Source organism: Bacillus sp. FSL R9-9530, assembly GCF_038008145.1.
Classification (GTDB): Bacteria; Bacillota; Bacilli; order Bacillales; family Bacillaceae_G; genus Bacillus_A; species Bacillus_A mycoides.
Genome location: NZ_JBBOYO010000001.1, coordinates 537,885 through 564,858, shown reverse-complemented (window position 1 = coordinate 564,858; position 26,974 = coordinate 537,885). Strand labels below are relative to the sequence as shown.

23 protein-coding genes and 4 pseudogenes are annotated in these 26,974 nt (G+C 36.9%); 3 read left to right on the top strand and 24 right to left on the bottom strand.

Going from position 1 to position 26,974, the window contains the following annotated elements; translation table 11 throughout:
• Positions 1 to 10 precede the first annotated feature (10 nt).
• The 12 genes and pseudogenes from MKX66_RS02715 to MKX66_RS02660 all read right to left on the bottom strand — a co-directional run bounded on the left by MKX66_RS02715 (position 11) and on the right by MKX66_RS02660 (position 13,166).
• The gene (locus MKX66_RS02715) at positions 11 to 1,954 is read right to left on the bottom strand and encodes an ABC transporter permease (protein ID WP_341085432.1); all 1,944 of its coding nucleotides are present in this window, start codon (positions 1,952 to 1,954) and stop codon (positions 11 to 13) included.
• Complete coding sequence (locus MKX66_RS02710) at positions 1,944 to 2,705, bottom strand: ABC transporter ATP-binding protein (protein WP_341085431.1); 762 nt, start codon at positions 2,703 to 2,705, stop codon at positions 1,944 to 1,946. The genes MKX66_RS02715 and MKX66_RS02710 overlap by 11 nt, the downstream gene beginning before the upstream one ends.
• A 217-nt stretch (positions 2,706 to 2,922) precedes the next feature.
• Positions 2,923 to 3,918 (bottom strand): VanZ family protein, encoded by a 996-nt coding sequence (locus MKX66_RS02705; protein ID WP_088037767.1) that lies wholly within the window; start codon positions 3,916 to 3,918, stop codon positions 2,923 to 2,925.
• Positions 3,919 to 3,933: 15 nt separating this feature from the next.
• Positions 3,934 to 4,152, bottom strand: a pseudogene (locus MKX66_RS02700) (ABC transporter permease); the annotation flags it as partial.
• Positions 4,153 to 4,527: 375 nt separating this feature from the next.
• Positions 4,528 to 4,752, bottom strand: coding sequence for a hypothetical protein (locus MKX66_RS02695; RefSeq protein WP_341085430.1), 225 nt, complete (start codon positions 4,750 to 4,752; stop codon positions 4,528 to 4,530).
• 1,186 nt (positions 4,753 to 5,938) lie between these two features.
• A pseudogene (locus MKX66_RS02690) lies at positions 5,939 to 6,034 on the bottom strand (YjcZ family sporulation protein); the annotation flags it as partial.
• A 294-nt stretch (positions 6,035 to 6,328) separates the two neighbouring features.
• Positions 6,329 to 7,309 (bottom strand): alpha/beta hydrolase, encoded by a 981-nt coding sequence (locus MKX66_RS02685; RefSeq protein ID WP_016100944.1) that lies wholly within the window; start codon positions 7,307 to 7,309, stop codon positions 6,329 to 6,331.
• 183 nt (positions 7,310 to 7,492) lie between these two features.
• Positions 7,493 to 8,860 carry a sensor histidine kinase gene (locus MKX66_RS02680; RefSeq protein ID WP_341085429.1) on the bottom strand — a complete coding sequence of 456 codons (1,368 nt, stop codon included), beginning with the start codon at positions 8,858 to 8,860 and terminating at the stop codon, positions 7,493 to 7,495.
• Complete coding sequence (locus MKX66_RS02675) at positions 8,857 to 9,531, bottom strand: response regulator transcription factor (RefSeq protein ID WP_002084315.1); 675 nt, start codon at positions 9,529 to 9,531, stop codon at positions 8,857 to 8,859. The genes MKX66_RS02680 and MKX66_RS02675 overlap by 4 nt, the downstream gene beginning before the upstream one ends.
• Positions 9,532 to 10,033: 502 nt before the next feature.
• A complete protein-coding gene (ltrA, locus tag MKX66_RS02670) occupies positions 10,034 to 11,338 on the bottom strand; it encodes a group II intron reverse transcriptase/maturase (RefSeq protein WP_341085428.1) in 1,305 nt (434 codons plus the stop codon).
• A 549-nt stretch (positions 11,339 to 11,887) separates the two neighbouring features.
• Positions 11,888 to 12,131 (bottom strand): annotated as a pseudogene (locus MKX66_RS02665) (GNAT family N-acetyltransferase); the annotation flags it as partial.
• Positions 12,132 to 12,278: 147 nt separating this feature from the next.
• Entirely contained in the window at positions 12,279 to 13,166 is an 888-nt protein-coding gene (locus tag MKX66_RS02660; protein ID WP_341085427.1) for a LysR family transcriptional regulator, read from the bottom strand.
• Positions 13,167 to 13,308: 142 nt separating this feature from the next.
• On the opposite strand from MKX66_RS02660, the gene MKX66_RS02655 reads away from it, so the two are divergent.
• Positions 13,309 to 14,067, top strand: coding sequence for an NAD-dependent epimerase/dehydratase family protein (locus tag MKX66_RS02655; RefSeq protein ID WP_085312018.1), 759 nt, complete (start codon positions 13,309 to 13,311; stop codon positions 14,065 to 14,067).
• A gap of 1,049 nt (positions 14,068 to 15,116) precedes the next feature.
• Here MKX66_RS02655 and MKX66_RS02650 read toward each other — a convergent pair.
• The 3 genes from MKX66_RS02650 to MKX66_RS02640 form a co-directional block, all read right to left on the bottom strand.
• Positions 15,117 to 16,055, bottom strand: a complete 939-nt coding sequence (locus tag MKX66_RS02650) for an alpha/beta hydrolase (protein ID WP_341085426.1) — start codon at positions 16,053 to 16,055, stop codon at positions 15,117 to 15,119.
• Between the two features lie 51 nt (positions 16,056 to 16,106).
• Positions 16,107 to 17,180: an LLM class flavin-dependent oxidoreductase gene (locus MKX66_RS02645; RefSeq protein WP_016091903.1), complete on the bottom strand. Its 1,074-nt coding sequence runs from the start codon at positions 17,178 to 17,180 to the stop codon at positions 16,107 to 16,109.
• 100 nt (positions 17,181 to 17,280) lie between these two features.
• Positions 17,281 to 18,540, bottom strand: a complete 1,260-nt coding sequence (locus tag MKX66_RS02640; protein ID WP_215586666.1) for an MFS transporter — start codon at positions 18,538 to 18,540, stop codon at positions 17,281 to 17,283.
• 277 nt (positions 18,541 to 18,817) lie between these two features.
• On the opposite strand from MKX66_RS02640, the gene MKX66_RS02635 reads away from it, so the two are divergent.
• Complete coding sequence (locus tag MKX66_RS02635) at positions 18,818 to 19,399, top strand: TetR/AcrR family transcriptional regulator (protein WP_002066413.1); 582 nt, start codon at positions 18,818 to 18,820, stop codon at positions 19,397 to 19,399.
• Positions 19,400 to 19,622: 223 nt separating this feature from the next.
• On the opposite strand, the gene MKX66_RS02630 is transcribed toward MKX66_RS02635, so the two are convergent.
• From MKX66_RS02630 to MKX66_RS02600, 7 genes are all read right to left on the bottom strand, one after another.
• Positions 19,623 to 19,781: a hypothetical protein gene (locus MKX66_RS02630; protein WP_002137521.1), complete on the bottom strand. Its 159-nt coding sequence runs from the start codon at positions 19,779 to 19,781 to the stop codon at positions 19,623 to 19,625.
• Positions 19,782 to 20,254: 473 nt separating this feature from the next.
• A complete protein-coding gene (locus tag MKX66_RS02625; protein WP_002066412.1) occupies positions 20,255 to 20,800 on the bottom strand; it encodes a hypothetical protein in 546 nt (181 codons plus the stop codon).
• Positions 20,801 to 20,804: 4 nt separating this feature from the next.
• On the bottom strand, positions 20,805 to 21,404 hold the full coding sequence (locus MKX66_RS02620) for a TetR/AcrR family transcriptional regulator (protein ID WP_113935991.1): 600 nt from the start codon (positions 21,402 to 21,404) through the stop codon (positions 20,805 to 20,807).
• A 296-nt stretch (positions 21,405 to 21,700) separates the two neighbouring features.
• On the bottom strand, positions 21,701 to 22,333 hold the full coding sequence (locus tag MKX66_RS02615; RefSeq protein WP_002066409.1) for a LysE family translocator: 633 nt from the start codon (positions 22,331 to 22,333) through the stop codon (positions 21,701 to 21,703).
• Between the two features lie 192 nt (positions 22,334 to 22,525).
• Positions 22,526 to 22,783, bottom strand: a complete 258-nt coding sequence (locus tag MKX66_RS02610; RefSeq protein WP_341085422.1) for a DUF3963 domain-containing protein — start codon at positions 22,781 to 22,783, stop codon at positions 22,526 to 22,528.
• Between the two features lie 163 nt (positions 22,784 to 22,946).
• The gene (locus MKX66_RS02605; protein ID WP_341087580.1) at positions 22,947 to 23,456 is read right to left on the bottom strand and encodes a phage tail protein; all 510 of its coding nucleotides are present in this window, start codon (positions 23,454 to 23,456) and stop codon (positions 22,947 to 22,949) included.
• Positions 23,443 to 23,922, bottom strand: coding sequence for a GyrI-like domain-containing protein (locus MKX66_RS02600; protein WP_002167907.1), 480 nt, complete (start codon positions 23,920 to 23,922; stop codon positions 23,443 to 23,445). The genes MKX66_RS02605 and MKX66_RS02600 overlap by 14 nt, the downstream gene beginning before the upstream one ends.
• Positions 23,923 to 24,032: 110 nt before the next feature.
• Here MKX66_RS02600 and MKX66_RS02595 point away from each other — a divergent pair, with 110 nt between their 5' ends.
• On the top strand, positions 24,033 to 24,995 hold the full coding sequence (locus MKX66_RS02595; protein ID WP_341085421.1) for a helix-turn-helix transcriptional regulator: 963 nt from the start codon (positions 24,033 to 24,035) through the stop codon (positions 24,993 to 24,995).
• A 291-nt stretch (positions 24,996 to 25,286) separates the two neighbouring features.
• On the opposite strand, the gene MKX66_RS02590 is transcribed toward MKX66_RS02595, so the two are convergent.
• Entirely contained in the window at positions 25,287 to 26,606 is a 1,320-nt protein-coding gene (locus MKX66_RS02590) for an aromatic amino acid transport family protein (RefSeq protein ID WP_016100936.1), read from the bottom strand.
• A gap of 147 nt (positions 26,607 to 26,753) precedes the next feature.
• A pseudogene (locus MKX66_RS02585) lies at positions 26,754 to 26,907 on the bottom strand (L-serine ammonia-lyase, iron-sulfur-dependent, subunit alpha); the annotation flags it as partial.
• Positions 26,908 to 26,974 lie beyond the last annotated feature (67 nt).

Sequence of the window (26,974 nt, the reverse complement as noted above, 5' to 3'; positions counted from 1 at the left end):
GATTATTTTTTTATAAATATGTTTTTATACATATGCGTTTTATATAGTGGCTTCTAATAATAAGGAAGTAAATAATTTGCATACAAATAAAGCTTACTAATACAATAATTGAGCTTTGAATAACGGACATTTCCCTACTTACTGTTTGTCCTAATTGATGCAGAGTAAGAAATGCAAAACTGCTGTGAACCATAGCCACTACAATCGGTAAGAAAAATAGTAGCATCATTTGTCTTGTCACGATTTGCTTTAACTCACTTTGGCTTAAACCTAATTTTGAAATCATTTGATATTGCTCTTGATCCCGTTCTAAATCAGTAAATAGACGGAAATATAAAAAGCTTAGCGTAAATACGAAAAATACAATCCCCACCATTACACTTGAGATAGAAAGTAATCCGTTTTGTTGCTTTAATTCAAGCCATCTTAAATACAAAGATGAAAACATATAATAATCATCTTGATTCTTACCAATAATCTTCATAAGTTTAGTAGAAACTGCATTCGTTTCAGACCAATTTTTAACGATAAAACCGTATATGGTGTAATCTCGAAGTACGTTTTCTTGTTGAGCATTTTGGACCTTATTATAAACAGCATCAGAGACAATAACAGGCTTTTCGATTAACGATAATTCTGGGATATAAATTGTTTTTTGTACAGAAAGTGGAACCTCTATTTGACCATGTATTATTTCAAAAGTTTTTATATCCTCCGCACTTTTCTCGTTCTTATTTAGTCGTATTGCAATGCTATCATTTTCATTTGTTAATTTCTCTATGTCATACCCTAATTGTTTTGCATATTCATTATACGTAGATAGATTAATTAACGCCAATCCGTTTAATGTCCTTTTAAATTCTGTTGCAACAAGTTTATAAGAAAATCCATATTCTTTTAATTGCTTCTTTATCTCTTCAATATGGGCTTTTTCTTGTATATTCCCCTTATCCGATCGATACGTAAATGCATATGGGGTCTCATGTTTTGCTAATTCTGGATTTCCAATAGCTGTACAAACTCCAATTGCTGTAAAAGAAACGGCAGATATAATTGTAACGATAAAGAACGTTCTCGCATTATCCTTCATTCGATACATCAATTCTGAAATAACAAGGAGATTGGTTCTTTTAAAGAATGTAGCTTCTTTATTTTTTAAAGTATATAACACATAGACACACAATTGATTAAAGAAAAAATAGGTTCCAAATACAATTAATAAGACGCCCACTCCTACAAGTAGTAATAATTGATCTAAATCCATGTAATACACCGCGACGATACTGTAGTGAACGCTGGAGTAACCTGCCCCAAATAAAATAAGTACCAACAGAGATATCCAACTAGAGACTTTCGGCTCTGGTTTTGGTTTTTCCTCTGATTTTATAAGTTCTACAAGCTCATTCATTTTCACCATTTTTGATGTAAACAATGAAATGAGTAGAAATAAAACAAAAAAGGACATTGCTGTTACTAGCGTTGCCTTTAAAGGAAAATAAAATGCTAACGTTTGCTCTACTCCTAATAAAGACCCACTAACTAGTAAAAACAATTTAGAAAAAACCATCCCAAGTCCGATGCCTACTACTATAGAAGGGATTCCAATCAACATATTTTCGAAAAAAATTAATCGATGAAGCTGTTGATGAGACATTCCATGTAATATTAATAATCCAAACTCTTTTTTTCTATTTTTTAAAAATGCACTAACAGAATAGAAAATAAATAAGAAAGAAAAGACAAAGATTAAGTAATACGATAAATGAAATCCTATTTTCCCAAATGTACTCATGATGGTACTTACATGAGTCAGTTCGCCTTGTAGGTTCGGATGGAAGACAAGTAGTCCATAAGTGAAAAAAATCAATACCGCAAATGTACTACTAAAAAAATGACCAAGATATATTCGTTTATTCCGTAAAACATTATTGAATGCGAGCTGTCTAAAAGTCATGTTTATTCCCCCCTAACATAGAAAAACTATCTATTATGTTTTTATAAAATAATGAACGATTATCATTGTAGCGAACTTCATTGTATAGCTGTCCATCTTTAATAAAAATAATGCGGTCACAGTAACTTGCAGCAACTGGATTGTGCGTTACTAACATCATTGTTGCCTTTTCTTCTTTATTTAATAGTGTTAATATCTCCATTACGTCTTGAGAGGCTTTAGAATCTAAGTTTCTTGTCGGCTCATCTGCAAGAACCAATTTAGGAGAGTGAATGAGTGCACGGGCAATCGCTGTTCGCGGCGCTTGTCCTCCTGATATTTCATATGTTCGTTTATTTAAAATTTCGTTAATACCTAATTTCCCCAAAATAGATTCTACTCGTTTATTTATTCTTTTCACATTCATGCCATCTACTACAAGCGGAAGAACCACATTCTCTTTTACTGTTAATGTATGCAGCAGGTTAAAAGATTGAAAAACGAACCCTAATTCCTGTCTGCGAAATAAGGCCAAATCATTTACCGAAAGTTGATATGGTTTTTTACTATTAATGAATACACTACCTGATGTTGGCGAGTCAATAGTAGATATCATATTCAATAACGTTGTTTTCCCACTACCCGAAGGGCCCATAACCGCAACAAATTCTCCCTCTGTAATTGTTAAATTAATATTTGAAAGTGCCATGTGTGAAACATTTCCTGTATATTCTTTACTAAGATCTTTCACTTTTATTTTTACTACTTTCATATGAGGAATCCCCTCCAAATTTACACAATAAAAATGAGATTTGATAGATGATGCCCCTTATCCCCTAAATCATTTCCGTACCCTTGCAAGCACTATACAAATAAAGGCAAAGTCTTCAAACAGACTCCGCCTTTTCGATGTATCATGAATTACAGCCAGTACTAGTAGCCTCTTCAAAATATTTCTTAAAAAACTTTGCAACAGAACCAAATTTACGTTATTTCTTTGCGGAAATAGGTTGAAGCCAACTATCTTTACCATTTAAGTGTACTTCAAAAACATATATAGGCTGAGAGAAACCTTTTGTATCAGTGTAGTAATCTATACTATATTTTGTAATGGATAATGTATCACCTGCTTTGAAAGATACTATAGGATCGAAGTCTCCTTGTTTCAGTTTTTGAAATGCTTCCTTTGGAGAAAGAATTTCAACATCTCGAACATGTGATTTTTTTGTACCGTAATATTTGTAAACAGGCATTTTTTTCCCTTCGTCTTTTAACTCTATTGATGTTTTTATAGCAACTTGAGACATATCAGTTTTTGTAATGGGATCAATAGGCATATTTCCAAATTCCTTCATTTGATACGAAATCATTATTCCGAGTGCGACGAAACTTACTGTAATGGGAAGGTATAAATATTTGATTATTTTTGTATCTGTTTTATTTTTTTTCAAAAATATAAGAACTATGTTTAACACAGAATATCCTAGCATCATACCTAAAGTATTATGAAGTAAATCTGCTAGTTCCATACTTCCTCGTTGCAGTGTAAATTCAAGAATTTCAATCAATAAACTTGCTATAATTGAGATGATTAACATCCATTTTGTTTTTTGAAAAACCTTACTAAATAAAGGGAATAAAATTCCTAACGGAAAAAGCATACCTATATTCACAAAGATATGGAAGAAGGAAGTAAATGAAAATGTATTCCATGCTTTTTTATAAACACTAAGTACATCAAAGTCAATTGTTCTTGCAAATGCCATATCATCTGAACGACCAAATGAAGTAGCTGATAATGCAAGGGAATAATATCCCGCTATTAAAACAAACAATATAATTTGTTTTACAGTAAGTTTTTTTTCTCTTTTACATATCTTTTTGTATACTACAAAATAACTAAAAACAAATACAAGTAGTAACAAAAATGTGAGTAGTATCATAGGAATCGCATAACTAGCGATTAGACTGAAAATAATGTTCATTTTACACCTCTGTTTTTATGAATATAATTTTGTACATATGCATTTTATATAGTGATCTCTAATAATAATGAAGTAAATAATTTGCATGCAAATATAGATTACTAATACAACAATCGAACTTTGAATCACAGACATTTCCCTATTTGTTATTTGCCCTAATTGGTGCAAAGTTAGAAATGTACAATTGCTGTGAATCATAGCCACTACAATCTGTAAGAAAAATAGAATCATCATTTATCTTGTCACAATTCATGGTCTAGTTTCATATTTCCTTATTTAAACTACAATAATTGGTCGAATGCTTTAAGAACTAAAACAACTTAATATCCCAACACAGATTTTCTCATGAATGTATCTGTTATTCATTGTAGTAGTTAGATTATTTTTCTCATATTGAATTACCTTACATTTTTCTTACACGCTCGTAATTTTTCTGAAAATACAATTTATAATCCTCGGAGCAATGACTCTTTTTTGGGGGATATAGCAAAGTGGGATCTTTTATATGCACAATACTATACCGAACTAGATTTCGGTATAGTATTTTTTGTAACTCATTGTTTTTTTTTACCAAACACGTATAAAAATCAATAGTATGAAAGTAAACTACTAGATAAAAGTTTTACTTTCGGTTTTATCAGAAAAACAAAGAGAACTTGTAGTAATTACTACAAGTTCTCTTTGAGATGATGAAACAACATTTGAATGCCTTCCGTTATAATGGTTTACTAGAATTTTATCATTATGAATAACTATTAATGCGGAAGCTGTACTATAATTAAGTTCTTTTATTTTATCTACATACGAAATTAAGTGTTTATACTCATCCGTCATCTCTCTTATGCCTCCATATATATTATGTGTTTACAACAAAAAAGCCCACTTGTATAAGGAGGCACTGCGCTGCAAAAGGAATTACATTTAGCAAATGACGCCAACATGGGTTCCTACTGTCCCATGTCACCTAATACTATAGTTGAGTCAACGTAATAAATAAAATCCTTCTTTTAATATAGAATTTATCTTTATTTTTGCTTTTCTATAACTACCAAATAGAATATACGTGCTAATTTACTTAAGTATATATTTCCTAAAGAACATTTACACTTTCTCTTTAGTAGAGTCAATGAAAAGGATGATGTTTTTATTGATATTTCACTAGCAAAAGAGTTTCAACTATTCTCTCAAGAATTACACCATCATTTATGACTTCAGATTCTTTAAAAGCTCGCAAAAGATGTAGAATTTATTCGTTAGGGAAGTAATTTTCAACAAGGCTGAATAAGATAAAATCTTCATGCCGTTAAAGAAAACGATAATCTTCAAAAATACGAGCTGAATTTACATAAATAACTGTAAAGAGATAATTTTTTTTGTTTTGGGGGTTCCTCAAAATATTAGCTTGATGGGCATAGGGTACCACCACATCGCTATCAAGCTAATAAAAAGAAATGCAACAACAAAAAATTGCATGATAAACATAAAAAATAAGTCAGATACCGATGTGATGAGACCCCATAAAGAAAAGACACCCTAAGGTGCCTTCCTCCGACTTGAACCACTTTAATTTAATAATATGTATTGGACATTAAGTAAACACGTCCTATAAAACAGAATCATTTATTTTCAACAGATTGTTAGTGTACAAATACAAGAGAATCGAGATCGTTTGTTTGGCTAGATTAAAGCAACGCCACACCACACCTATATGGTTGAGATGTGTTACGCCTTCTAATCGGAAAATCAGCTTTATAGAACGTGTCCACAATTTATATTTTACTACATGTAATATTTATTTTATGTAATTTTTACAAATATGTATAATTACATAAAATTTACGAGAAAAAGAGAGTATACTTTGATATTGTGTAATAAAGATAAGGCCCACCTACGGAAATAGGTGGGTTTTTTGTTGGGCATTACTATCTCATTGCACAAAAGGGAATTTGCATTAAAATGATATCATATTCTTAGAGTTCTTATATTGAGAAAAAAGACACTCTTATGAGTGCCCCTTTTTTTAGTAACCGAATCCGCCGCTACCGCCGCCCCAACAACTACATCCTATAATGATTAACAGGATGAATAGAACGATCAGTAAAGCAAATCCGCCACCTAACTGTCTACGCTTAAAGACTAAAGTTACCTTTAGCCCTCCAAGACTCGCTACGAGCGAATGGCTAGTTCTTACTCGACGGGAATCCCACCCGTTATATGATACGACCTAGGCTTGGCCGCACACCTGCCTCGTTAGTTAATATGAAAATGAAACCCAATGTCTTTCAGGCGAAAGTATAATCTTGGTTTGGAAATATACAACTGTTTGGACATAAAAAAAGACCATCGAAATGATGGTCTTGCAGACTGTAGACAAATGCATAAAATAACGGATGAACATTTCTCTGAACACTTACTTTACTTCTTTCATAAATAGTCTAACGTTTTCAGCGATTTCTTTGAATTTGGTATGGTGTAAATAATGTGATCCATCCATGGTTACTACTTTTCCATGTACCGAGTCTTTGATCTGCCCTTCATGCAGAGGTATCCATCCTGCTACATCTTCACTATTCGCTTGTACAAAGAGAAGAAGTGGAAGATATTTAGGGAAGATTAAACCTTGAGCCCCTTTAAAATTAGACGAAATATGGTCCATCTCATTCAAGGTTGTGTCATTATACATGTTTTTATTCGAAATCATTTTCATTTGCTCTACGGTTTTTTCATCAAATGCCAGTCCAGCATAGGGGTCAGCACTGATTTTCATAGCCAATCTTAAGAGGCCTGATTTTTTGAGATATGCAAACGTTTTTAATGGGAAATTGATATCCATACCCGGTTGTGTTGCAACACTGCTATCGATTCCGACAAATGCAGTCACCTCGTTTGGATATTTGTTCACATAATCAATTCCATAAATACCTGTAATGGAGTGGCCCATGAGCATGTATCTGTTAATATTAAGCTGCTGTAGAGCTTCATGAACTTCACTTACCATATTCTCCGTGGTTCGCTCTTTTACAGTTTCATCACTTAATCCATAACCGAAAGGCTCTACCGCAACAACTTTGTAAAATGGAGATAATTCATCGATAAGAAGCTTAAAATCAAGCCCTGGAGTAGCTGTTCCATAACCAGGCAGGAGCACGATCGTTTCCTCGCCCTCGCCTTGAATTAACACATTCATGTTTTTCCCGTCTACAGATACGTGCTGCCCGTAGGGCACTATTCGTTTTTGCTCCGAATGACTACTCATCACATTTACGATATAAACAATACCTAAAAAAAGTACAATGGCTAGAACGATTGCTCCTATGATTTTAAGTAAGATGTTTCGCACTTTCTTTATTTTCATTCCGCTCAGCGTTTTCTTTTCCTCTTGTTGTGTCACTGTCATCTTCTCCTGTCCTGATCTGTTTGCCTTCCTTCATGTGCCTGTAATGAAAACTTAACCAATGAAGATGTACTCACCATGACGACAATATGAACTGAATATGAACTGCCCAAAAAAATGCTACGGCTCTATATGCAAGTAAGCTTGCATATAGAGCCGTAGCATAGAGAATGAATCTAACTAATCTGTTGGTGTAGTGATTGGCAAGGTGACAATGAAGGTCGTTCCTTGACCAGGTTCACTTTTCACTCGGATGTCACCTTGATGAAGCGACACGATCTGTTTAACGATAGCGAGTCCCATACCACTTCCGTCATACTTAAGACTGTGGGAACGATCGGCCTTAAAAAAACGATCGAATATACGCTTCTGGTCATCAAGGTGAATACCAATACCAGTGTCGGATATTAGGATTGTCACGTTTTTGATATCTTGTTTGATGCTTACGTTAATCACGCCGGCATCCTCGGAAAATTTGATGCTATTTCTGAGGATATTCGTCCATACCTGATTTAACAGGTCATGATCAGCCGTTACTTTAACTGTCTGTAAATCAAGCTCGAAATGTATATCGCGAGCAGACCATTGTGGCTGGAGCGCCACGATTATCCGTCGGATTTGTTCATCGAGGCTGAGTGTGACGAGCCGCAGTTGCTTTGACTGCGATTCAAGAAAACTCAGCTTTAACAGGTTATCGCTCATTTTGGACATCCTTTTCGCTTCAGCGATGATAATATCAAGATAACGGCTTCGTTCGTATTCTGAAAGGTCAACTTGCTTAAGCACTAGAGCATAACCGGATATCGAAGTGAGCGGAGACTGAACCTCGTGCGACACGTTCGTTACGAATTCCCTGCGCATCTGCTCAAGTTGCTGCAGATCGTGCATCATTTCTTCGAAGCTGCGAGCCAAAGTACCCAGCTCACTCGTTTGCTTAATATTCAACTTGACGTTGAAATCTCCAGATGCTATCCGCCTGGTCGCTTTTGTCAGCTTTTTTATCGGTCTTACCAGGAATACAGAGGCAACTAGAATCAATAAGCTTCCTGCAATCAACGAACATGTTGCAAAGACCAATGCCCACTTTGTGACAAAAGAGGCTGAAGGAGGGGCGAGCGCTTCCAAAAATATCGCTTTCGTTCCCATTTCTGTTTTCAATGGCAACCCTAAGAGGACCGTGGCAATACCATTAGGAGTGTCCTGAACAACACCTCCATCTAATACTTTCTTTAGTTGCTCCATCGTCACAGGCGCAGGTTTGTGTCCGTGAATTTTACCGTAAGACTTGAACTGACCCGTTGCTTCGTAAATTCGAATATAATAAGAATCGAGCTGCTTCATTTCACTTACGAACAAGTCCGCTTCACGTAACGGAAAGGTCTTGTAAATCCGGACGATGTCTTGGCCAAAGTTACGTGAGTTGATTTGAGCGTTTTCGTTCAATTTATCTTCGAATATCCAAGTTGACACAAAAAAAGAAATGATCGTGCCCCCGATGATGGAGACTAAAAATGTCAGGACAACACGTATATATAAGGATCTGATCATTCATAAACCTCAAGCCGATACCCAAGCCCGCGCACCGTTTCGATCCGAAAATCGGGTGTTGTCGCGAACCGTTCACGCAGCCGTTTAATATGTACGTCTACCGTTCGATCATCTCCGGCGTAATCGATACCCCAAATCTGATCAATCAACTGCACGCGCGTATAGACTTGTCCGGGTGTTCCAGCGAGCTTATACAGCAATTCGAACTCCTTTAGCGGCAACTTAAGCGACTCCGTCCCGTTCATCACCTTATAGGTCTGTCGATCAAGGATGACGTTCCCGAAATGGATCTTCTGCGTGGAGCCAATCTTGTATCGTTTGAGTAGTGCCCTAACACGAACCGTCAACTCTAACGGATCGAATGGTTTGGTTAAATAATCGTCCGTCCCAAGTTCGAAACCTTTCACTTTCTCCCATGTTTCTCCTCTCGCAGTCAGCATAAGTAAAGGTAGATCAGGATTGGCTCTTCGGAGCTCCTTGCTTAACGTCCAACCATCCATAATCGGCATCATAATGTCAAGTACGACAAGATCGACATTCGTTGAGATGTAGACGGCCAGTGCTTCCTTGCCGTCCGCTGCTTCAGCTGTTGCGAATCCGTCGTTGCGTAGAAATAAACAGACGAGTTCGCGAATGTTCGCATCGTCGTCAGCAACTAGTATAGTAGGCATCGGTTCCCTCTTTTCTCTGTTTTCCACCGCATTATTTCAAGCAATCATTATACTATAAATTAACACGTATGTTGATTAACCAAAGTAATACAGTTTCTTGATTTATCGACCTGTAGAATTCAAGTGTTTCTTTCAAACTAATTTGCCACTCAATTGACAAGGCTTCACAAAGAAACAGGCATGTGAAACCTGCAAATGACAAGCGTTTATTTTGTCTTTTGGCCTTGTGCACGAAGAAATTTCAGCAAAGCATAGGCAATTATAGCTGTGAATAACTGATTGAACAACGCATTGGATGTTGTGCCAAACAATACGGGAACGTTCAAATTCAGCTAAATCCAGCGAAAAAATGATTGTCGGGTAAAGAACTGGCGCGGTATCAGTTATGACCCGTCTCCAGCCCCTCCCCATAAGAACTGCTCGTGAAGTTTTCCCTCAAGCAGCTCACCCCATAAACTTCATCAAAAGGGTTATGAGACCTATCAGATGGCAGACACTTTCATCAATGTCTTCCTGAGCTTTCGAGAGGACGAACTTTCCAGTCCCAATAGAGTCCTAGTACACCATAGAGATATTCACTACTCCATCTCTGCCATCCAATGCTACGCTTTTGTCGCCGTTTCCTTCTCGTCAATAACGTACGGACTTTCATCTCTGTATAGTCCCGTACTTTACTAAAAGCTCGACTAGAATTCCCAACCCGGAAGTAATTCACCCATCCAATCAGTACAGTATTGATTTGTTTTACTAAATCTTGTGCAGGCCTGGCGCCTGCGTTTCTGATTAATTCTCGGATTTTTGCTTTCACTTTCGTACAGGCTTTCTTCTTCGGGGTAATAAGAACAAAGTATCTACTCTTATTTCGATTAAGTACTCGCCTCAAATCAAATCCTAGGAATCCGAAGGATTCTCCTTTTAAAACATTAACCACTCGGGTTTTCTCCAGATTCAGTTCAACTCCCAAAGGCTTTAATTGTTCCCACAGTCGTCGCAATGCCAATTCAGCCCATCCACGTTTACTAGAGTGTCCGCTTACAGTGATAACTATATCATCAGCAAAACGGTGATAGTTTACAGCCTCGTAATGGTTTTCTGTTGTCTTACGTCGAATGGCATCAAATGTCCAATCTACTTCATTGAGGTAGATGTTTGCGGCTAGGGGAGAAAATGGTCCCCCTTGCGGGACACCAATCTTTCCTGTCACCTTGATTACCTGTTTTACAAGATGCATAACTTGCGAATCTTGGACACGCTTTGCAATTTTCTCCAAAAGTATGTGGTGTCGAATTGTATCAAAGTAGCGTGACAAGTCAACATCGATTACTACAGTCATCCGGCGCAATATGCTACGTCGCACTTCTGCCAGTGCTTGATGTGGGGAGCGTTTTGGTCGGAATCCGTAGGAATTTGGGCAGAAATCAGCTTCAAAGATGGCTTCCAATATGAGTTTTAGCGCTCCTTGGACCACGCGGTCCCGTATACACGGGATTTGTAGTGTCCGCATTTTTCCGTTTTCTTTTGGGATTTCTACTTTACGATTAGCTTGTGGTTGATATGTTCCAGCCTGTAGTTCTGCTTGGATATTCTTTAAAAACGGCATAACTCCCTCTAGCTCTATATCAGCGAAACTTTTCCCGTCGATGCCTGGGGCACCGTTGTTTTTTCTCGCTTGCTGATATGCTTCATGAAGGGTTGTTAGTTTGGTAATGTGGGAAAATAGTCCCCAAAACCGATGCGTAGGTTCAGACTTCGCCTTTTGATAGATTCGTCGCCTTAGTTCCTGCAAAGTAATAGGTGTTTTTATCATGGCACCCTTGCCTCCTTTGGTCGTACGAAATATTTACAGGTTCGGACCCTTCCCTCCCCGCGCGTTTTGCTGCACGCAGATCTCTGGTACTACGATCCGTTCCGCCACCCTGACACCTACCGTTCTCACTTCCCGATCGCGGTTATAGAGACGGTCTCCTCGATGAGGTTTCTTCATCGGGTGTCGAGGGCTTCTCCAGTTTCCACATTATCTTTCTCTCCATGTCGCCGCTGATACCCCGCCGGTGAGAACTGCCGTTCCAGACTCGTTTCGGTCAGTTCTTGCTGCTTTCGCACGTTATCGACCGTCTCAGCCACCGGAATTGCGTGTAACGAGGCTACGTCTACGTTCACTGTACGTTACAACCTGGAGATTTGCCCACATGCCTTTTGCATGTGATGTCAGAGGGCTTCGCCGTGTCGCTTTCACTTCATGGCGCCTCTCAGGCTACGGGAGTGGAGTCTATTCTCCCGATTGGACTTTCACCAACTAGATAATGTGTCCTTATCTGGACACGCCAATTGCCCAGCGCGATTTGTACATGGTGGCGATTCCTTCGGACAGATAGATTGATAGAACGCATATTCCCCAAACTACTCCAGTAATTACACCATCTGAAATAACACGTCCCATACCCACTAATTATTTTTCATCAAATGTGTATGGCGTATCAACTTTGATTGCACATTCGTTCCAAATCATTACTTGTTAATTTAAGTGAATTCCATCATAAAGATTCATATAGGTTTAGTAATTAGTCAAAGTTATTAGGGTGTTCTGTCGTACAATTTATATATTACTATATAATCACCTCCTGATTTTTGTATATTATAGTTCTACATCGAAACATAATATATAACTTTTTCTCATTGCTTATTGAATTAATCTGCTCCGTTCAAGAAGAACCATATCAGTTTAAATAACTCAGATTTTGACAAAATTAAATTGATTCAAATGATACCCACCTTTTAGTAATCTCAGAAAATTTCTTAGTCGCGAGTGAGGTTGGTTTTCTTATAGCTAATCCAATAGTTCGATAGCTATCACTTTCAAGTGGAATGGCTGCAAAAGAAATTTTTGATGTCGGTATAATCATTTCTGGCAATATACTAATTCCTAGATTATTCTCCACCATGGAGATCACTGAGTATTCATTCATATTTTCGAATCGAATATTGGGGCTAACTTTATTCTCCCTAAATATTTTTTGAATATCATCATAACACTGATATATTGGCATAATAAAAGGTACATTTTCTATTTGTTGCATTGATACTTGGTTTTCCTTACATAATGGGGATTGGTTAGATACGACACATAAAAGTCGATCCCTCTTCAATTGTACGATTTCAAAGGATTTTTCAAATGATTCAAAGTAAGTATCATTATTAATAAATCCACAATCTAATCTCCCGTTTTGTAACCAATTCTCAACCTCAGCATAGTTTCCTTCCAGTAATTCGATTTCAATATTTGGAAACTTTTCCTCCATTTTTTTAAGAATACCAGGAATCCAGTTTTTAGAAATACTCGAAAAAACCCCCACTCTTACTGTTCCTTTTTGGAACCCATTGATAGCGGCTACTTCCTGCTTCAGCATGTTGTTATAGTATAAAATTTTCCGAACGGTAATTAAAAGCTCCTCTGCATTTTTGGTCAATGTTAAAGTAGAGTGATTACGAATAAATAAAGGAAAGGAAAACTCTTTTTCCAAACTGCTAATTGCATGACTTACAGCAGATTGGGTGAAACCTAACACTTCTGCAGCTTTTGTAAAACTATTGAGTTCTGCCACTTTGTTAAATATTTCATATTTTGTTAAAGTCACTATGGTCCTCCTCATGAATTTTATTCATGTCTCCATTATATTTCTTCGTTTTATTTAATGCCATTACCAACATACAATAAGTGCATGCTCTATTATATGACCCTTGACAAGGGATGTATTTTTTATGGAAGGATGAAGTGAAATGCAAAAAATTTTAGTTACAGGTGCTGCAGGTAAGATTGGCCAAGATGTTACAAGATTCCTAGATAAGCAAGGGAATTACCAGTTACGGCTAGCAGATATTAACTTATCTGCTTTAGAAACTTTTAAAGATACAAATCATGAAATCATATATTTAGATGTTTCTGATTTAGCTGCTTGTCAAGAATTTACGAAAGGTATAGATATAGTTATACACTTGGCAGGTAATCCTTCGCCAAATGCTGATTTTTATGGCTCCTTATTAGAAAATCATATAAAGGGAACCTATAATATTTTTAGAGCTGCTAGTGATAATAATGTATCCAAAGTGATAGTTGCTTCCAGTGCTCAAACAATTGAAGGCTATCCTTTGGATTATCAACCACATACTTATTCACCCACGAGACCCAAAAATATGTACGGGGTAAGTAAGTGTTTTGCAGAGGCTGTTGCTTCTTATTTTGCTTATGAAGAAGGGTTACAAAGTCTTGCTATTCGTATAGGTGCATATGATGATTATAATCCATACGGTAAACCACTAACAGCTAGAGATATGAGTGCATACTTAAGCCCAGAAGATTTTATGGACCTTCTCTTAAAGTCGATGACGGCAAAGAACTTACCTCCATTTTCAATTTTACATGGTGTATCTAACAACAGGTTTAAACGAATTGATATTGAAGGAACAAGAAAGTTAGTTGGTTATAGCCCAAGTTCTGATGCTTTTGTACTAAGTGGTATTAAATTCTTTGATTCTTGATAAAGGCATATCTAGAAAAGAGATTATATTATTGTTATTTAGCTTTTATTTGTTCTATTTTCAATAGCTACAGTTTCTATAATCATAAATATTCCAATTTCCCAGATAGAGCACACTATTCTTCTGTCTCATTTGTGGAACAACTCTATTGTCACCACTAGTTCCACAGATGTGCTTTTCCTTTTCAACATAATGGGGGAGCACCATCAAAACGCGAATTTCGTACGCTAAGCAAAATTTCATAAGAAAAAGCCGATTTCCGGTACTCTAAGAGAATAATTGGCTTTTTACTGTTAAGTTGTTTGTAGTGATTGTAGGGAGTCTAATGATGCAATTTCTTTTATACTAAATCGGTATTTTCCTAGAATATTAATGTGTTCCCATTCTAATGGAGAAATATATTTCAATAATTCTTCATTAAGATGGGAATTAAATAACTCAACTTTCGCACCTATAAAATAAGCGGGGAGATTTAGCTATATTGAATTTAGAGTCTATCAATTGTGTACTGTACAACTTGAGTAAAATGAAAAACACCTCGATCCTTGGTATAGTGAGATTACCTAGAAATCACTACCACAGAAGAGGTGCCTTAACTACAATAGCTCAAAATAACCAATATCATCAACTACCAAAAGAACTTAATTCTATTTTTTCCGAGCTTGAAATGAAGATCCAGCTAAGGATGCAGTCTATCGCTTCTTATAAACGGTGCCAATGTTCAATTGGCGCCATTTCCTGCTGCTGTTTAGTATGAATGCGATTAAAAAAGTAACTCGACTTACGAAAAAAAACGCTCCAAAGTGTTGATTGTGCTTATCATCGTAACTGCAGTAAAAAAGTTGAATTGCTAGCACACTATTTTGAAACCTTGGTTAACTATTCCAACTTTGAAGTATTTCCTGTTTTTAATCAATGAGTAAGGGGCAAAATTTAAAGTATATGGTGGCACTATTTGTACTTCTTTCTGTAATCTCTACTCATCGAATAAATTTAGAGCTATCACTCATGCCTTCAGTTGAACACCCCGATGACTGAACTAAGATAAGTTATGGATGAAGCGCCCGTGCCATCGCATCAAAATAATTTTGACTGGCACGCTGACTCACTTCGGCTTCAGGCACAAGTACTTCAAAGCAATGGAAGCAGCCGGGGTAGAGATGAAATTCAACATCTACTCCTGCTTGTGCAAGTCGTGTTACATATTCAATAATTTCATCTCGGAATAAATCGAGTTGACCTACACATGTATAAGTTGGCGGTAGTCCTGCTAAGTTGTCTGCTCTCGAAGGTACGGCATAGGGAGATGGTTCGTTAGTATCGTTCTTCTTTCCCAAGTACATACTCCAAGCCGCCAAATTGTTTGCTCTATTCCATGTTGCGTGGTCTTCTGTAATCTCATAGCTTGATGGTGTTATGTTGCGGTTGTCAAGCATCGGATACAGCGGCATCTGGAATATAATAGATGGACCTCCTTTATCCCGAGCCATTAACGCAAGCGCTGCTGTTAGTCCACCGCCTCCACTTGCACCGGCGATCGCAACTCGATTCACATCAATGCCAAGCGAGTCTGCCTCATTTGTCATCCAAACCAAGCCTGCATAACAATCTTCGATAGCCGCTGGATAAGGATGTTCGGGAGCAAGTCGATAATCGACAGACACAACAACGCATTTAGCAGTCTGAACAAAGCGTTCACACAAAACATCGTCCATATCGGGGTGTCCCATTACGTATCCGCCACCATGAATCCACAGCATAGCTGGAAGTTTATCAAGATTGTTCTCAACTGGTTCGTAAACTTTAACTAACATCTCGCCGGCAGCGCGAGGAATCATTCGCTTGGTCATGTGTACAAGTTCTGATTTTTCCAAATGTGGATTCGACAAGAGACTTCGACTCGACTCTAAATTCTCCTCTAATTGAAAGCCTGGAAATTGTGAGAAAGCCTGTTTTAATTCTGGTAATACTCGACTGTCAATTTTCATATAAATTCCTCCAGGTAAATAATGAGACTTGATTCAATTCTTATGGAATGATTAACGGAATAGATGTGTCTCCTGTTCTCCTTCAGCTTCCCATTTGGCAATTTCCTCTCGTACACGAGGGGCAACTTCTGTTCCAAGCAATTCTATGGCACGCATGACTTGATCATGTGGCATGGTACTTAATGGTACATACATCATAAAGCGTGTAATCCCTACATGCTTACGAAGATGTATGATTTTTTCAGCGACTGTATCTGGATCACCAACATACAACGCCCCTTCAAAACTTCGTGCAGCATCAAAGCTGGAACGATCATAATAAGGCCAACCCCGCTCTTTACCAAGTTTATTCATGCCTGCCTGAGTGGAAGGGAAAAATGTATCTGCTGCTAATTCCGTATTCTCTCCAACAAATCCAATTGAATGAGATCCCACCTGAAGTTTTGATACATCATGACCAGCGTGAGCCGCCGCTTTCTTATATAGCTGTACAATTCGTGCAAAGTGCATTGGGCTACCACCAATAATCGCCAGCATAAGTGGTAATCCCAGAAAACCGGCACGGATAGCAGATTCCTGATTCCCACCACTACCAACCCATATCGGTAAAGGATTTTGAACAGGTCTTGGATACACACCTAAATTATTGATTGCTGGTCTATGTCCGCCTTCCCAAGTCACTTTTTCGGACTGACGTATTTTGAGCAGTAGGTCCAAATGTTCTTCAAACAGTTCTTCATAGTCTTTCAAGTTATAGCCAAACAATGGAAAAGATTCGATAAAGGAACCACGACCCGCCATAATCTCTGCGCGTCCATTTGAAATGCCATCCAGTGTAGAGAAATCCTGAAAAACGCGCACAGGATCAGCTGAAGAAAGCACAGTTACTGCACTCGCGAGCCGTATCTTTTTCGTTTGTGGTGCCGCGGCTGATAGAACCATCGCCGGAGAGGATGCTGCATAATCCTTCCTATGGTGCTCACCAACACCAAACACATCAAGTCCTACTTGATCAGCAAGAACGATTTCTTCAACAACTTCACGTAATCGCTGTGCGTGACTTATCACTTCACCACTATGTACATCTGGTTTCGTTTCTACAAAAGACGTAATACCTATTTCCATTTGTTATCTCTCCTAGTCCAATTAGATTTTAAGTCAAAAAAATTAATCATTTCCTTTATGGTAGTAACGTGTTTCTCATATTGGCTAACACACGTTTATTTCATGAAATCTTAACTCGTCTGGTCATAGCCCAAAAAAGAAGAGCGAAAGCACTGACAGAGGCTCCGAGTAAGGAAACCCCTCCCCAGCCAAAGTGTGCGTATATTTGAGTCGACGCAATTGAACCACCAGCACTGCCGATAGAATAAAACACCATATATCCAGCAGTAAGTCGACTCCGTGCTTCTGTATGCAATGGAAGGATCATGGTTTGATTCGTGACATGTATTGCCTGTACGGCCAAATCAAGTAGAACTATCCCTATCACTAATGCGATTAATGACTGCTCTATATAACTGATGAACAACCATGAAATCAATAATAGAGCTAAAGCAATACCTGTCGTTCGTTGTCCGTAACCTTGATCGGCCAATTTCCCTGCCCGTGCCGCAGCTAAGGCTCCAGCCACACCTACAAGACCGAATGCGCCAATTGCACTATGAGATAGAGCAATTGGAGGTGTACTAAGTGGCAGTACTAGTGAAGTCCACAAAATGCTGAAATCAGCAAAAATCAGCATGGCTAGAACAGAGCGAACGCGTAACGTTCGTTCTTGAATAAACAAAGCAAGCACCGATCTAATCAACTGAGGGTAAGATAGCGATTTTACCTCGCGCTCAACATTGGGCAACATCTTTATAAACATAAAAACCATCAAAAGCATGAGCGCAGCAGAAAATAAATATACAGAACGCCATCCCGCAACATCTGTTAATATACCAGCAAAAGTACGTGCAAGAAGTATGCCAATAACAATCCCACTTGTTACAATGCCAACGACACGTCCTCTTTCTGTAGGGGAAGCGATGGTCGCTGCAAACGCCACGAGAGTCTGTGTCACAACTGCAAGCAGACCCACCAAAGCCATACCTGCGAAAAGTACCATGCTGGAGGAAGCAGTACCAACTATAACCAGAGCTGTTGTAGATAATAGCATCTGACCGACAATTAGACGTCGCTGGTTTAGCAAATCTCCAAGCGGTACGAGTAGCAGTAAGCCCACTCCATAAAAAATTTGTGTAACGGTAATAACAATACCAATAATGGAATGGTTAATACTAAACTCATTAGATAGTTGATCAAGCAACGGCTGTGCAAAGTAAATATTGGCAACAGACATTCCACAGGCAGTCGCAAACAATAATGCCAAAGCGTGAGACATGGATGGCTGTTGATTCAAATTAGGTTTTGTTATGGAAGATTTATGACTTATCTTAGTGTAGAGTGGATCATCTTCTATATTTGTCTCTGTTTTGCACATACCTTAACCTCCAATCACATTATATTTTTAATCATAACATACCGTTCAGTACGATATGATTACTGGTAAATATAACTTAGCCTTGTTCATGATGTCAACGATTTTTTTGCACTAAAGTTAATGTTTCATTAAATGAATGGATCTTGATTTGACATGAAGAATAGCTAATTATATAATAATTACATACTGTTTGGTAATAAAAAAAAACAATTGTAATTACCTACACACCTATCCTAAAACAATTAATAAAATCAAAGTTTGAGGAGGAGAATTCTTAATGGCAAGAACCCGTGAATTTGATGAGGATCAAGTTTTAGATGCAGCAATGCAGTTATTTTGGGAGAAGGGATATGAGGCTACCTCATTAAGTGATCTTACTTCTAGAATGGGCATTCAACGCCCTAGTATTTATTCGACTTTTGGAGATAAGAAAGAATTGTTTGAAGCCGCACTTCGCAGGTATACAATGTCTCGGGCCTCTGATATACGAAATAGGCTTCAAAGTCACTCCTCTGTAAAAGAGGCATTTTCTATTTTCTTTGCCGATGTCGTCAATGAAGAATACGCAGGGGATCTTAGTAAAGGTTGTTTTTGTATCAATACAATGGTTGAACTAGCACCTCATGATGAGAGATTTGAAATTTTGACCAGAGAACATCAAATGTACCTCGCCGTCATTTTTCAGGAGACGATCGAACGAGGAATCCAATCAGGTGAGCTGGAATTCAACACAGATGCAAAGTCTTTGGCACAGGCACTGATTGTAGCGTTAATCGGTCTAACGGTTATGATGAAATCTCGCCCCCAACGTTCATTTGTCGACAATGTAATAGCAGCGACGCTCACATTACTTAAGTGACATGATTGTATATGAAAGTACGAAAACTATACCTTTATAGGGGTAGCGTCAAATCTCCATCAAATCAAAATCTCATACCACCTCCAGAACGAAAATTTTATGCATGTTGTTCGTATTTATTGTTTGGGGATAAATCGTTCTTTAAGCTTGATGGCGATTCGGTGCTATCCCTAAAACATCTGGACTTTAATATCCAATTAAAAAAATGCAAACAAAACGACCTTTAATCAGTCGTTTTGTTTGCATTTCCTTTTTCTAAAACTACAGAAAAGATAAGTACTATAGTTAACACCATAATAAACCCTACTTCACTTCCATCACTTACAAAAAATGAATACAAAGTATAAATTAAAATTAATATTCCATAAATAACTTTGTGCAATGAACTCCCCCCCTTTTTGCCGTATATATTTTAGTGTAAAAATTTAATTCAAGCCCTATATTAAAATGAAAATAAAAAGCACCTGTGATATACACAAAGTGCTTTTCTCTTGTCAATTTATCTATTTTCACTATATTTATCTATTTTCTTTTTATAACTCAAATTTCTTCGAATCGTACTTTTCTAGGGTTTGTTACAATTCATTTTGTTCATATGGAATATGTTTATCTGTCTGTACATCTTCAACATTTTCTCCACCTGTTAATAATCTCCTGTACTTAAAAGAGTGCCCTGTTAATACTGTTGTAATCATTTTGTATTATCGCTATTAAGCTAAGAAAATACAGCTATCCCCAGAACGAGATTTTGTGCTAATTTGTAACAAAAAAGCTCATTTTTTCGTTTTGGGGCTGATTTGTTTTCTTAAGTTGATGGGCATGCGGCAATGGCCCATATAACAACAATTAGTTAAATTAATATTTTATTCGTTGTTTTATTTCTTTAAAACGATCATGTATTAATTTCTTGATATCCGGGTGATCTTTATATAAGGTAACGGTATACATGATGGAAGATGCAAGAATAGTAGACCATATTAACCAATCTCCAGCATGAGAAAGAACTTTAATTATTTCACTCGTAAACTGTTCCTGTCCCGCTTGAAATGTCGATACGAGCGAGTTAAGATTGAACAACAATAAAATAACACTCCTGCCCAAAAGCATAATAATCCATCCGATAATATACGTATAGCCTCCAACACTACATAATTGATTATTATGATGAAAAACTTTCACCCTCTTAGCTTGCCAATAACCAACTATCGCTCCTAATATAAGCAAGCTAATTAATTCAATTGTAATAATATAGTCCAATCTATTTGGAAGACCCATATAAGTTCTGATTATAGCCATGATTGGTATACCAAGAAGATCGAAGCTATCTACTTTCTTCGGGATAAGCTGCCTAATAATCAATACAATAACGACTACAAGAATAATAATGAAAACTTTATTCATGCGATTAATCCCTCTTTTTTTCTTTTAAATAATACTCAATAAGTTGATTTACTTTTTCTTCTGGATATGATTCTGGTGTTTGAAGGACATGAATTACTAGCCCATCAATAAATCCGTACAGTATCTCTAATTCAAATTCTCTATTGTGACCTGGTGTGACGTATCCTAGATCCCTCATTAAATCTAGAATTATTCCCATAAGATACCTCGTATGGTCATCCATTTTCTTCCGAAGTTCAATAAGTTCTGGAGAACTAAAGGATATACCCAGAAATGTAATCCAAACCTTCCCTTCCAACATTTCTTCTTTATTAGAAGGAATAATAAATTTCATTAATCTTCTAAGTGCTTCTTCTTTCGTTCCCTTAAATTCACTTGTACGAGTGTTTGCCCGTCCTTCCATTCGATTCAATACTAAATTCATTGCATAATGAATTAATTCATTTTTAGACGAAAAATGATGCTGAACAAGTCCAACCGAAATGTTTGCCTCGTCAGCGATTTGCTGTATGGAAGCTTTATCAATACCTTTTTCTAATATTACACGCCAAGTAGCGGTGGCTATCTCATTCTTCCTTTGTATTTGATCAACAATTTTAGGCACTCATATCCTCCTCCCTTTTTATAATACGATCATATTATAAAAAAAGTACCTAAAATAATATGATCATATTATTTTAGGTTTCACATTGCTCTCAAGCTAACAAAACAAAATTCCCCTATAATAAAAAAGACGGTATTCCTACCGTATCCTCTAAAAAAAGAAACAGCATCTACTAGCATTTTTGAAAAAACGTTAGGTAAAAGTAAGAACATACAGTAGCTGGCTTTATTTTTAATATCATTCTTATTCCCCTTACAATCGTTCCAAAAAGATAGTAACTTTCCCCAAGAAGACTCTTACTGTCGACGTTCAAAAGCAAGACGTACAGCAAGACCTGTCAAGACGCTTGCCATAAGCCAACGCTGCACTCGCAGCCACGTTGGGCGTGTGCCAAACCATTTGGCAACTCTACTTGCTGTAAATACAATTAGGAGGTTGACTATAAAGCTAACCGTTATTTGTGTAAAGCCCAGAACTGCACCTTGTAGAAGCAACGATCCTTTCTCAGGATCTTCAAATTGAGGTAGAAGTGACACATACAAAATAGCAATCTTAGGATTCAGCAGATTCGTCATAAGTCCCATTAAAAATAATTTCCGTGGCGGCTCAATAGCAATAGTACGAGGTTCCATAATAGATGTAGCACCAGGCTTAATCGAATTCCATGCGAGCCAGAGTAAGTAAGCAGCACCTGCCCACTTAACTGCTTCATAGAGAGACGGAACAGCTAGGAAAAGGGCTGTAAGTCCGAACATTGTTGCGATTATATAAATTATGAAGCCAAGCATGATACCCAAAAGAGAAATGAATCCTGCCATACGCCCCTGCGTAATCGAGCGAGAAATGAGATAAATCATGTTAGGCCCAGGTGAACAAACCATACTAAGTGAAACAATTGCAAAAGCTAGCAAAGTGCTAAAACTGACCATGAATCTTCCACCCCTTTATCTTACATAAATTTCTTATCGTCCATTTTATCATGATTGAGGAGAAAAAAGATTAATGTATGCCTATTCATATAAGGTTAACATAGCCTATTATTATCGGGGTTCACTGTATTTAGAAGACTATGAAAAGTCCTACATTTTTTAAAACTGGGGGACTTTCTTGATCACAAGGCTTTAAAAGTAACCTATCCATAGTGATATTAAAGCTACTACTAACAGGACAAGAAGAAATATGATATTTCGAATCCACTTTTGTATATCATCAAAATACCGTTCTACAAATGCAACGTTGATATAAAACATGAGAAATACAACAAAGAAGGTAAAGTTACCAAATTTATCGGTCAATTTTTCATTGGTAAATGTGCTTACATGAAGGAACAGTAAAGTAAAAGTTACTAAGAATAACTCAAATAGCCTTTTTTTGCTCACACCACCACTCTACAGTAATTTCCTTTCGTTTTATTTTATCTGAACGTAGTGTGTAGCAGACTATGAATATTATACTTATGTAAAAAAAGGCTAACAATTCAAGATTGTTAGCCTTAATCGCGCCTTTTAAAAGAATAATTCAATACAACAAATGACTGATTCTTCAACTTGCAATATATTCTCCTTTAATTACAAAAAACGAACCTCGAATTGTTCCAGCAAGTTTAGACTTCTGTCTAGCAAACTTAAACTTCTCTACTAACTCCGTTGGTATCTCCATTCCCTCAGAAAGCTTAAATCCAACGGCCCGCTTCTTTGGGTTATCCAACGTATACATGACGTTGACTGCAAGACCATCCTCATAGAAGACATAGGCAAATTTAATATTTTCCACTTGAAAACACGATGTTTCTAAAGGTTTTGCCGCAAACTCAATATCACGTTCTTCTTTCAAAATGCGGTTCACATAATCAAGAGTCTTCTCGCTTTCACTAGCTGGTACAACCGTAAATTCATGCTTGTATTTATTCATAAAGTAACGTGCTTCATGGGCACGTAAACCAGCAAGTGCTTCTGCTACAGGTGAAGACTCCATGCCAGCTGTAGTTACGTTTTTAAAATCAACTATACCGGACAATTCCATCTCTCCTTTTAACACTTTACTTCCTAACAACTGGAATCCATATTTCACCAAATACTAAGCCGTTTCGCTGCCCCATCTCAACTGTTGTATTTGGCCCACCAACATAGGCAAAATCTTTTTCTTCTGCTAATGCTTGACCAAATGCAATACCAGTAAGCTTATTACTTAGCTCCTCAGCTGTATTGCCTTCCCCTTTAACTACTAGGTATTCTCCCCTCGGAAACTGGATAACTCTAGATTCTTCTTGTATCGTTGCCTCTGTCATGACACCAGCGTAATACATCATCTTGTTATTCACCGCTTCACTCACAGAAAAAATGTAATCATTTGTAGCTAAAGCTTTTAAAGTGTCCAACCTTCCATCTTGTTCAACAGCCAGCCAAAAGTCTGCCTTTTCCTTGTTTATGCCCGCAAAGTCTGTATAGTGGCTCTTAAGTTCAGTTCCAATACCTAACACGATAAAGCTATCTTTTTCTTCTATTGTATAATTTTTCATATTTAAAACCTTCCTCACTTTTAAATTAATCAAACGATTTATCTTTTCACTTGATGAGTTTATAATATCTTTAAATCATGTCAAAAAATGATACTGTTTAGGAGACCACCATGAAAAAAGTTGAACGGATTAATACGATCATGCGCTATATTAACAACCGCTCCCACTTTACAATTTCTGAAATCATACGAGAATTTAACATCTCACGATCGACAGCAATTAGAGACATTAGAGAAATTGAAGCCATGGGGATGCCGCTCGTCGCTGAAGTTGGAAGGGATGGGGGATATTTTGTCATGCATAACTCTATCCTGCCCGTTGTTCGCTTTACTGATAATGAGGTCAAAGCTCTTTTTATTGCCTTTATGGCCACAAGAAATCAACAACTTCCCTATCTAAAGAGTCGTCAGTCTTTAGCCGAAAAACTACTAGGACTCATCTCAGAAATCCAGCAGGATGACCTTGTTCTTTTAAATCAAATCTTTCTTTTTGAAGGGACTAACCCTCATAATCCTGACCTACTTGAGCTTTCTGACCTCCCCCATCCTATGTTAGAAAAACTCATCCAAATCCTTCTTTTAGATAGCCATTTATTGATTACCGTAAAAGAAGAGGAGGAAACCAAGTCTTATCCAATTTATCTACTGCACCTTTATCAAGAAAAAAGCCATTGGATAATTGAAGGCTTTGACATAAAAGAAGAAAAAAAGAAGATGTTTCTTGTCGATCATCTCATTAATGCCGAACCCTATACGACGAAAACTAGATTAAGTAAGAAAAAAATTTCAGAAAAACTAAGTAAGAAGGACGAAGCAATCAACCTTGTACTTGAACTTGGTCCAAAAGCGATTACCCAGTTCAAAAAATACCATCCTATAAAAATTTCTATTTCCTATACAAATCCTTACCAATCCACAGCCATTCTAAAAACTTTTATCAATGTTAACAATCTCGATGAATTGATAGAAATAACAAATTGGCTACTTTTCCTAGGTAAAGATATCAAAATCAGGGAAGTTCCTGAAGAAGTGTTAGAAGGTTTAAAAGAGAGATTATGTTTATACTGCCCATAAGCAGTGGCCAGTTAAACCCAAAATAATATTGATTTTGACTAGATGTCAGTTACCTCTATTTAAATACCTAGTAAAAACATTTTATTCGCTACCTACTTTAAACGCTCTTCTAAGAATAACGCCAACACAAAAAAAGACATGAACTAATCTTTGTTCATGTCTTTTTATATTAGAGTTTAACCCTCATAAAACAGCTTGTTTAAAATTCGAATATGGACTTATCTTATCCATAATCTCTTTCATTCTTTTTTCATATCCCACTATTTTAGCACTTGAACTAACAATAGCGAATTAGAATAATGACTTAATACTTGCTAGGACAGTAAGTATACCTACAACAATAACAAATACATTGCTCATTTTCCCTTTGTATTTAGCTAGTACTGGTACTTTACTAATCGCATACATCGGTAATAGACATAAGATAGCAGCAACTAATGGACCGCTCAGAGAATCAATAATTCCAAGAATACTTGGATTTGTATAAGCGACAAACCAGCATGTTAATACAACAAAAGTAAGGATCATTGTCTTAATTGTTTTTTCTTCAATAACTTTTCCACGTGTTTTACCGAACTTCATAATCACGTCACGCATTACCTCAAATGCTCCTATATAATGGCCAAGGAAAGACTTTGTAATAGCCACAAAAGCAATGATTGGAGCTGCAATCGTGATTACAGGTGAATTAAGCTCATTAGCAAGATATGAAAGGATTGATAAGTTTTGCTCTTTTGCCATTTTTAAATCCTCTGGAGTCAAACTCAGTGTACTACTCCAAACGAAGAACATAACTACAACGAATGTCATGATATAACAAACTTTTTGTATTTGTGCACATTTAGCATCAGTAGCTTCTATTCCATAAGTAGCCTTCTGTTTCACAACAAATGATGAAATCATAGGTGAATGATTAAATGAGAATACGATGATTGGTAAAATCATTAATATCGTTCCAAAATATCCTGTTCCTGTTGAAGCAGTAGAAACACTTGAAAAGCTAAGCATTGACGTATTCCACTGTGGAATTAAAGATATTGCGATGAAAAGTAGAGAAGCTATGAAAGGATATACGAGCATACTCATGATTTTCACAGTAATATCTTGACCAAAATTTAGTATAGCAATAAGGCCGAGCACTAATACAAGAGATAAAATGGCCCTTGGAGGCTCCGGCATGTGCAATTGATGCACGATAAAACTACTTGCGGTATTTGTAAGCGCAACCGAATACATCAATACGATTGTATAAATTGAGCCGAAATATACGATGTTAAAAATGATACTTGCCTTATTTCCGAAATACTCTCTTATTGTGCCTGTAATCCCCTCATCAGCAGAATTAGAAGTGTAAATCATTTTAGCAAGTGCCCTATGTGAGTAATACATAACTGGATATGCAAGCAATGTAATTAGTAGTAATGATAATAAACCACCTGAACCTGCATTAATCGGTAAAAAGAGCACCCCTGCTCCAATTGCTGTTCCAAAAAGGCTCAATGCCCAGGTAGTATCTTGTTTATGCCACTTTTTAGGATCTAGATATTTCTCATTTTTCACTGCAGTATTTTCAGCTTGAAATTCTATTTTTTTTGCAGTATTCCCATTCATATAATAAATCCCCCTTGTATCCTATTTTTACGTCTCTTTTTAGGCTTAAGAATATAGACCATTCTTAAAAAATGAACCGCTTACTTGATGCACCATATTGTAAACGATTCCACCTAAAGCTGTCTCTCTTAATGTGCGAGGCATTTATCCTCCAACCCTATACTTACCATTGATGATATTGTTTACACCAGCTAATACGATATCCGCTGCTGCTAAACTATTTTGAAGAAATCCCCCTTCTGGTCACACACCTTTCTGTAATTAATCGTTTCAGTCTGTCCAATTTTAAAATGTTTGATATTTTCTTCGTAGGTAATCGGTTACCTCTCGACGCCCTCATTATAACGTTTATATTTGCGAGTCTAATA

Bases quoted from the DNA above. Each gene is read 5' to 3' on its own strand.
- MKX66_RS02715 (WP_341085432.1), bottom strand. From the start codon at position 1,954: ATGACTTTTAGACAGCTCGCATTCAATAATGTTTTACGGAATAAACGA.
- MKX66_RS02710 (WP_341085431.1), bottom strand. From the start codon at position 2,705: ATGAAAGTAGTAAAAATAAAAGTGAAAGATCTTAGTAAAGAATATACA.
- MKX66_RS02705 (WP_088037767.1), bottom strand. From the start codon at position 3,918: ATGAACATTATTTTCAGTCTAATCGCTAGTTATGCGATTCCTATGATA.
- MKX66_RS02695 (WP_341085430.1), bottom strand. From the start codon at position 4,752: ATGACGGATGAGTATAAACACTTAATTTCGTATGTAGATAAAATAAAA.
- MKX66_RS02680 (WP_341085429.1), bottom strand. From the start codon at position 8,860: ATGATCAGATCCTTATATATACGTGTTGTCCTGACATTTTTAGTCTCC.
- MKX66_RS02675 (WP_002084315.1), bottom strand. From the start codon at position 9,531: ATGCCTACTATACTAGTTGCTGACGACGATGCGAACATTCGCGAACTC.
- ltrA (WP_341085428.1), bottom strand. From the start codon at position 11,338: ATGATAAAAACACCTATTACTTTGCAGGAACTAAGGCGACGAATCTAT.
- MKX66_RS02655 (WP_085312018.1), top strand. From the start codon at position 13,309: ATGCAAAAAATTTTAGTTACAGGTGCTGCAGGTAAGATTGGCCAAGAT.
- MKX66_RS02650 (WP_341085426.1), bottom strand. From the start codon at position 16,055: ATGAAAATTGACAGTCGAGTATTACCAGAATTAAAACAGGCTTTCTCA.
- MKX66_RS02645 (WP_016091903.1), bottom strand. From the start codon at position 17,180: ATGGAAATAGGTATTACGTCTTTTGTAGAAACGAAACCAGATGTACAT.
- MKX66_RS02640 (WP_215586666.1), bottom strand. From the start codon at position 18,540: ATGTGCAAAACAGAGACAAATATAGAAGATGATCCACTCTACACTAAG.
- MKX66_RS02635 (WP_002066413.1), top strand. From the start codon at position 18,818: ATGGCAAGAACCCGTGAATTTGATGAGGATCAAGTTTTAGATGCAGCA.
- MKX66_RS02625 (WP_002066412.1), bottom strand. From the start codon at position 20,800: ATGAATAAAGTTTTCATTATTATTCTTGTAGTCGTTATTGTATTGATT.
- MKX66_RS02615 (WP_002066409.1), bottom strand. From the start codon at position 22,333: ATGGTCAGTTTTAGCACTTTGCTAGCTTTTGCAATTGTTTCACTTAGT.
- MKX66_RS02600 (WP_002167907.1), bottom strand. From the start codon at position 23,922: ATGAAAAATTATACAATAGAAGAAAAAGATAGCTTTATCGTGTTAGGT.
- MKX66_RS02595 (WP_341085421.1), top strand. From the start codon at position 24,033: ATGAAAAAAGTTGAACGGATTAATACGATCATGCGCTATATTAACAAC.
- MKX66_RS02590 (WP_016100936.1), bottom strand. From the start codon at position 26,606: ATGAATGGGAATACTGCAAAAAAAATAGAATTTCAAGCTGAAAATACT.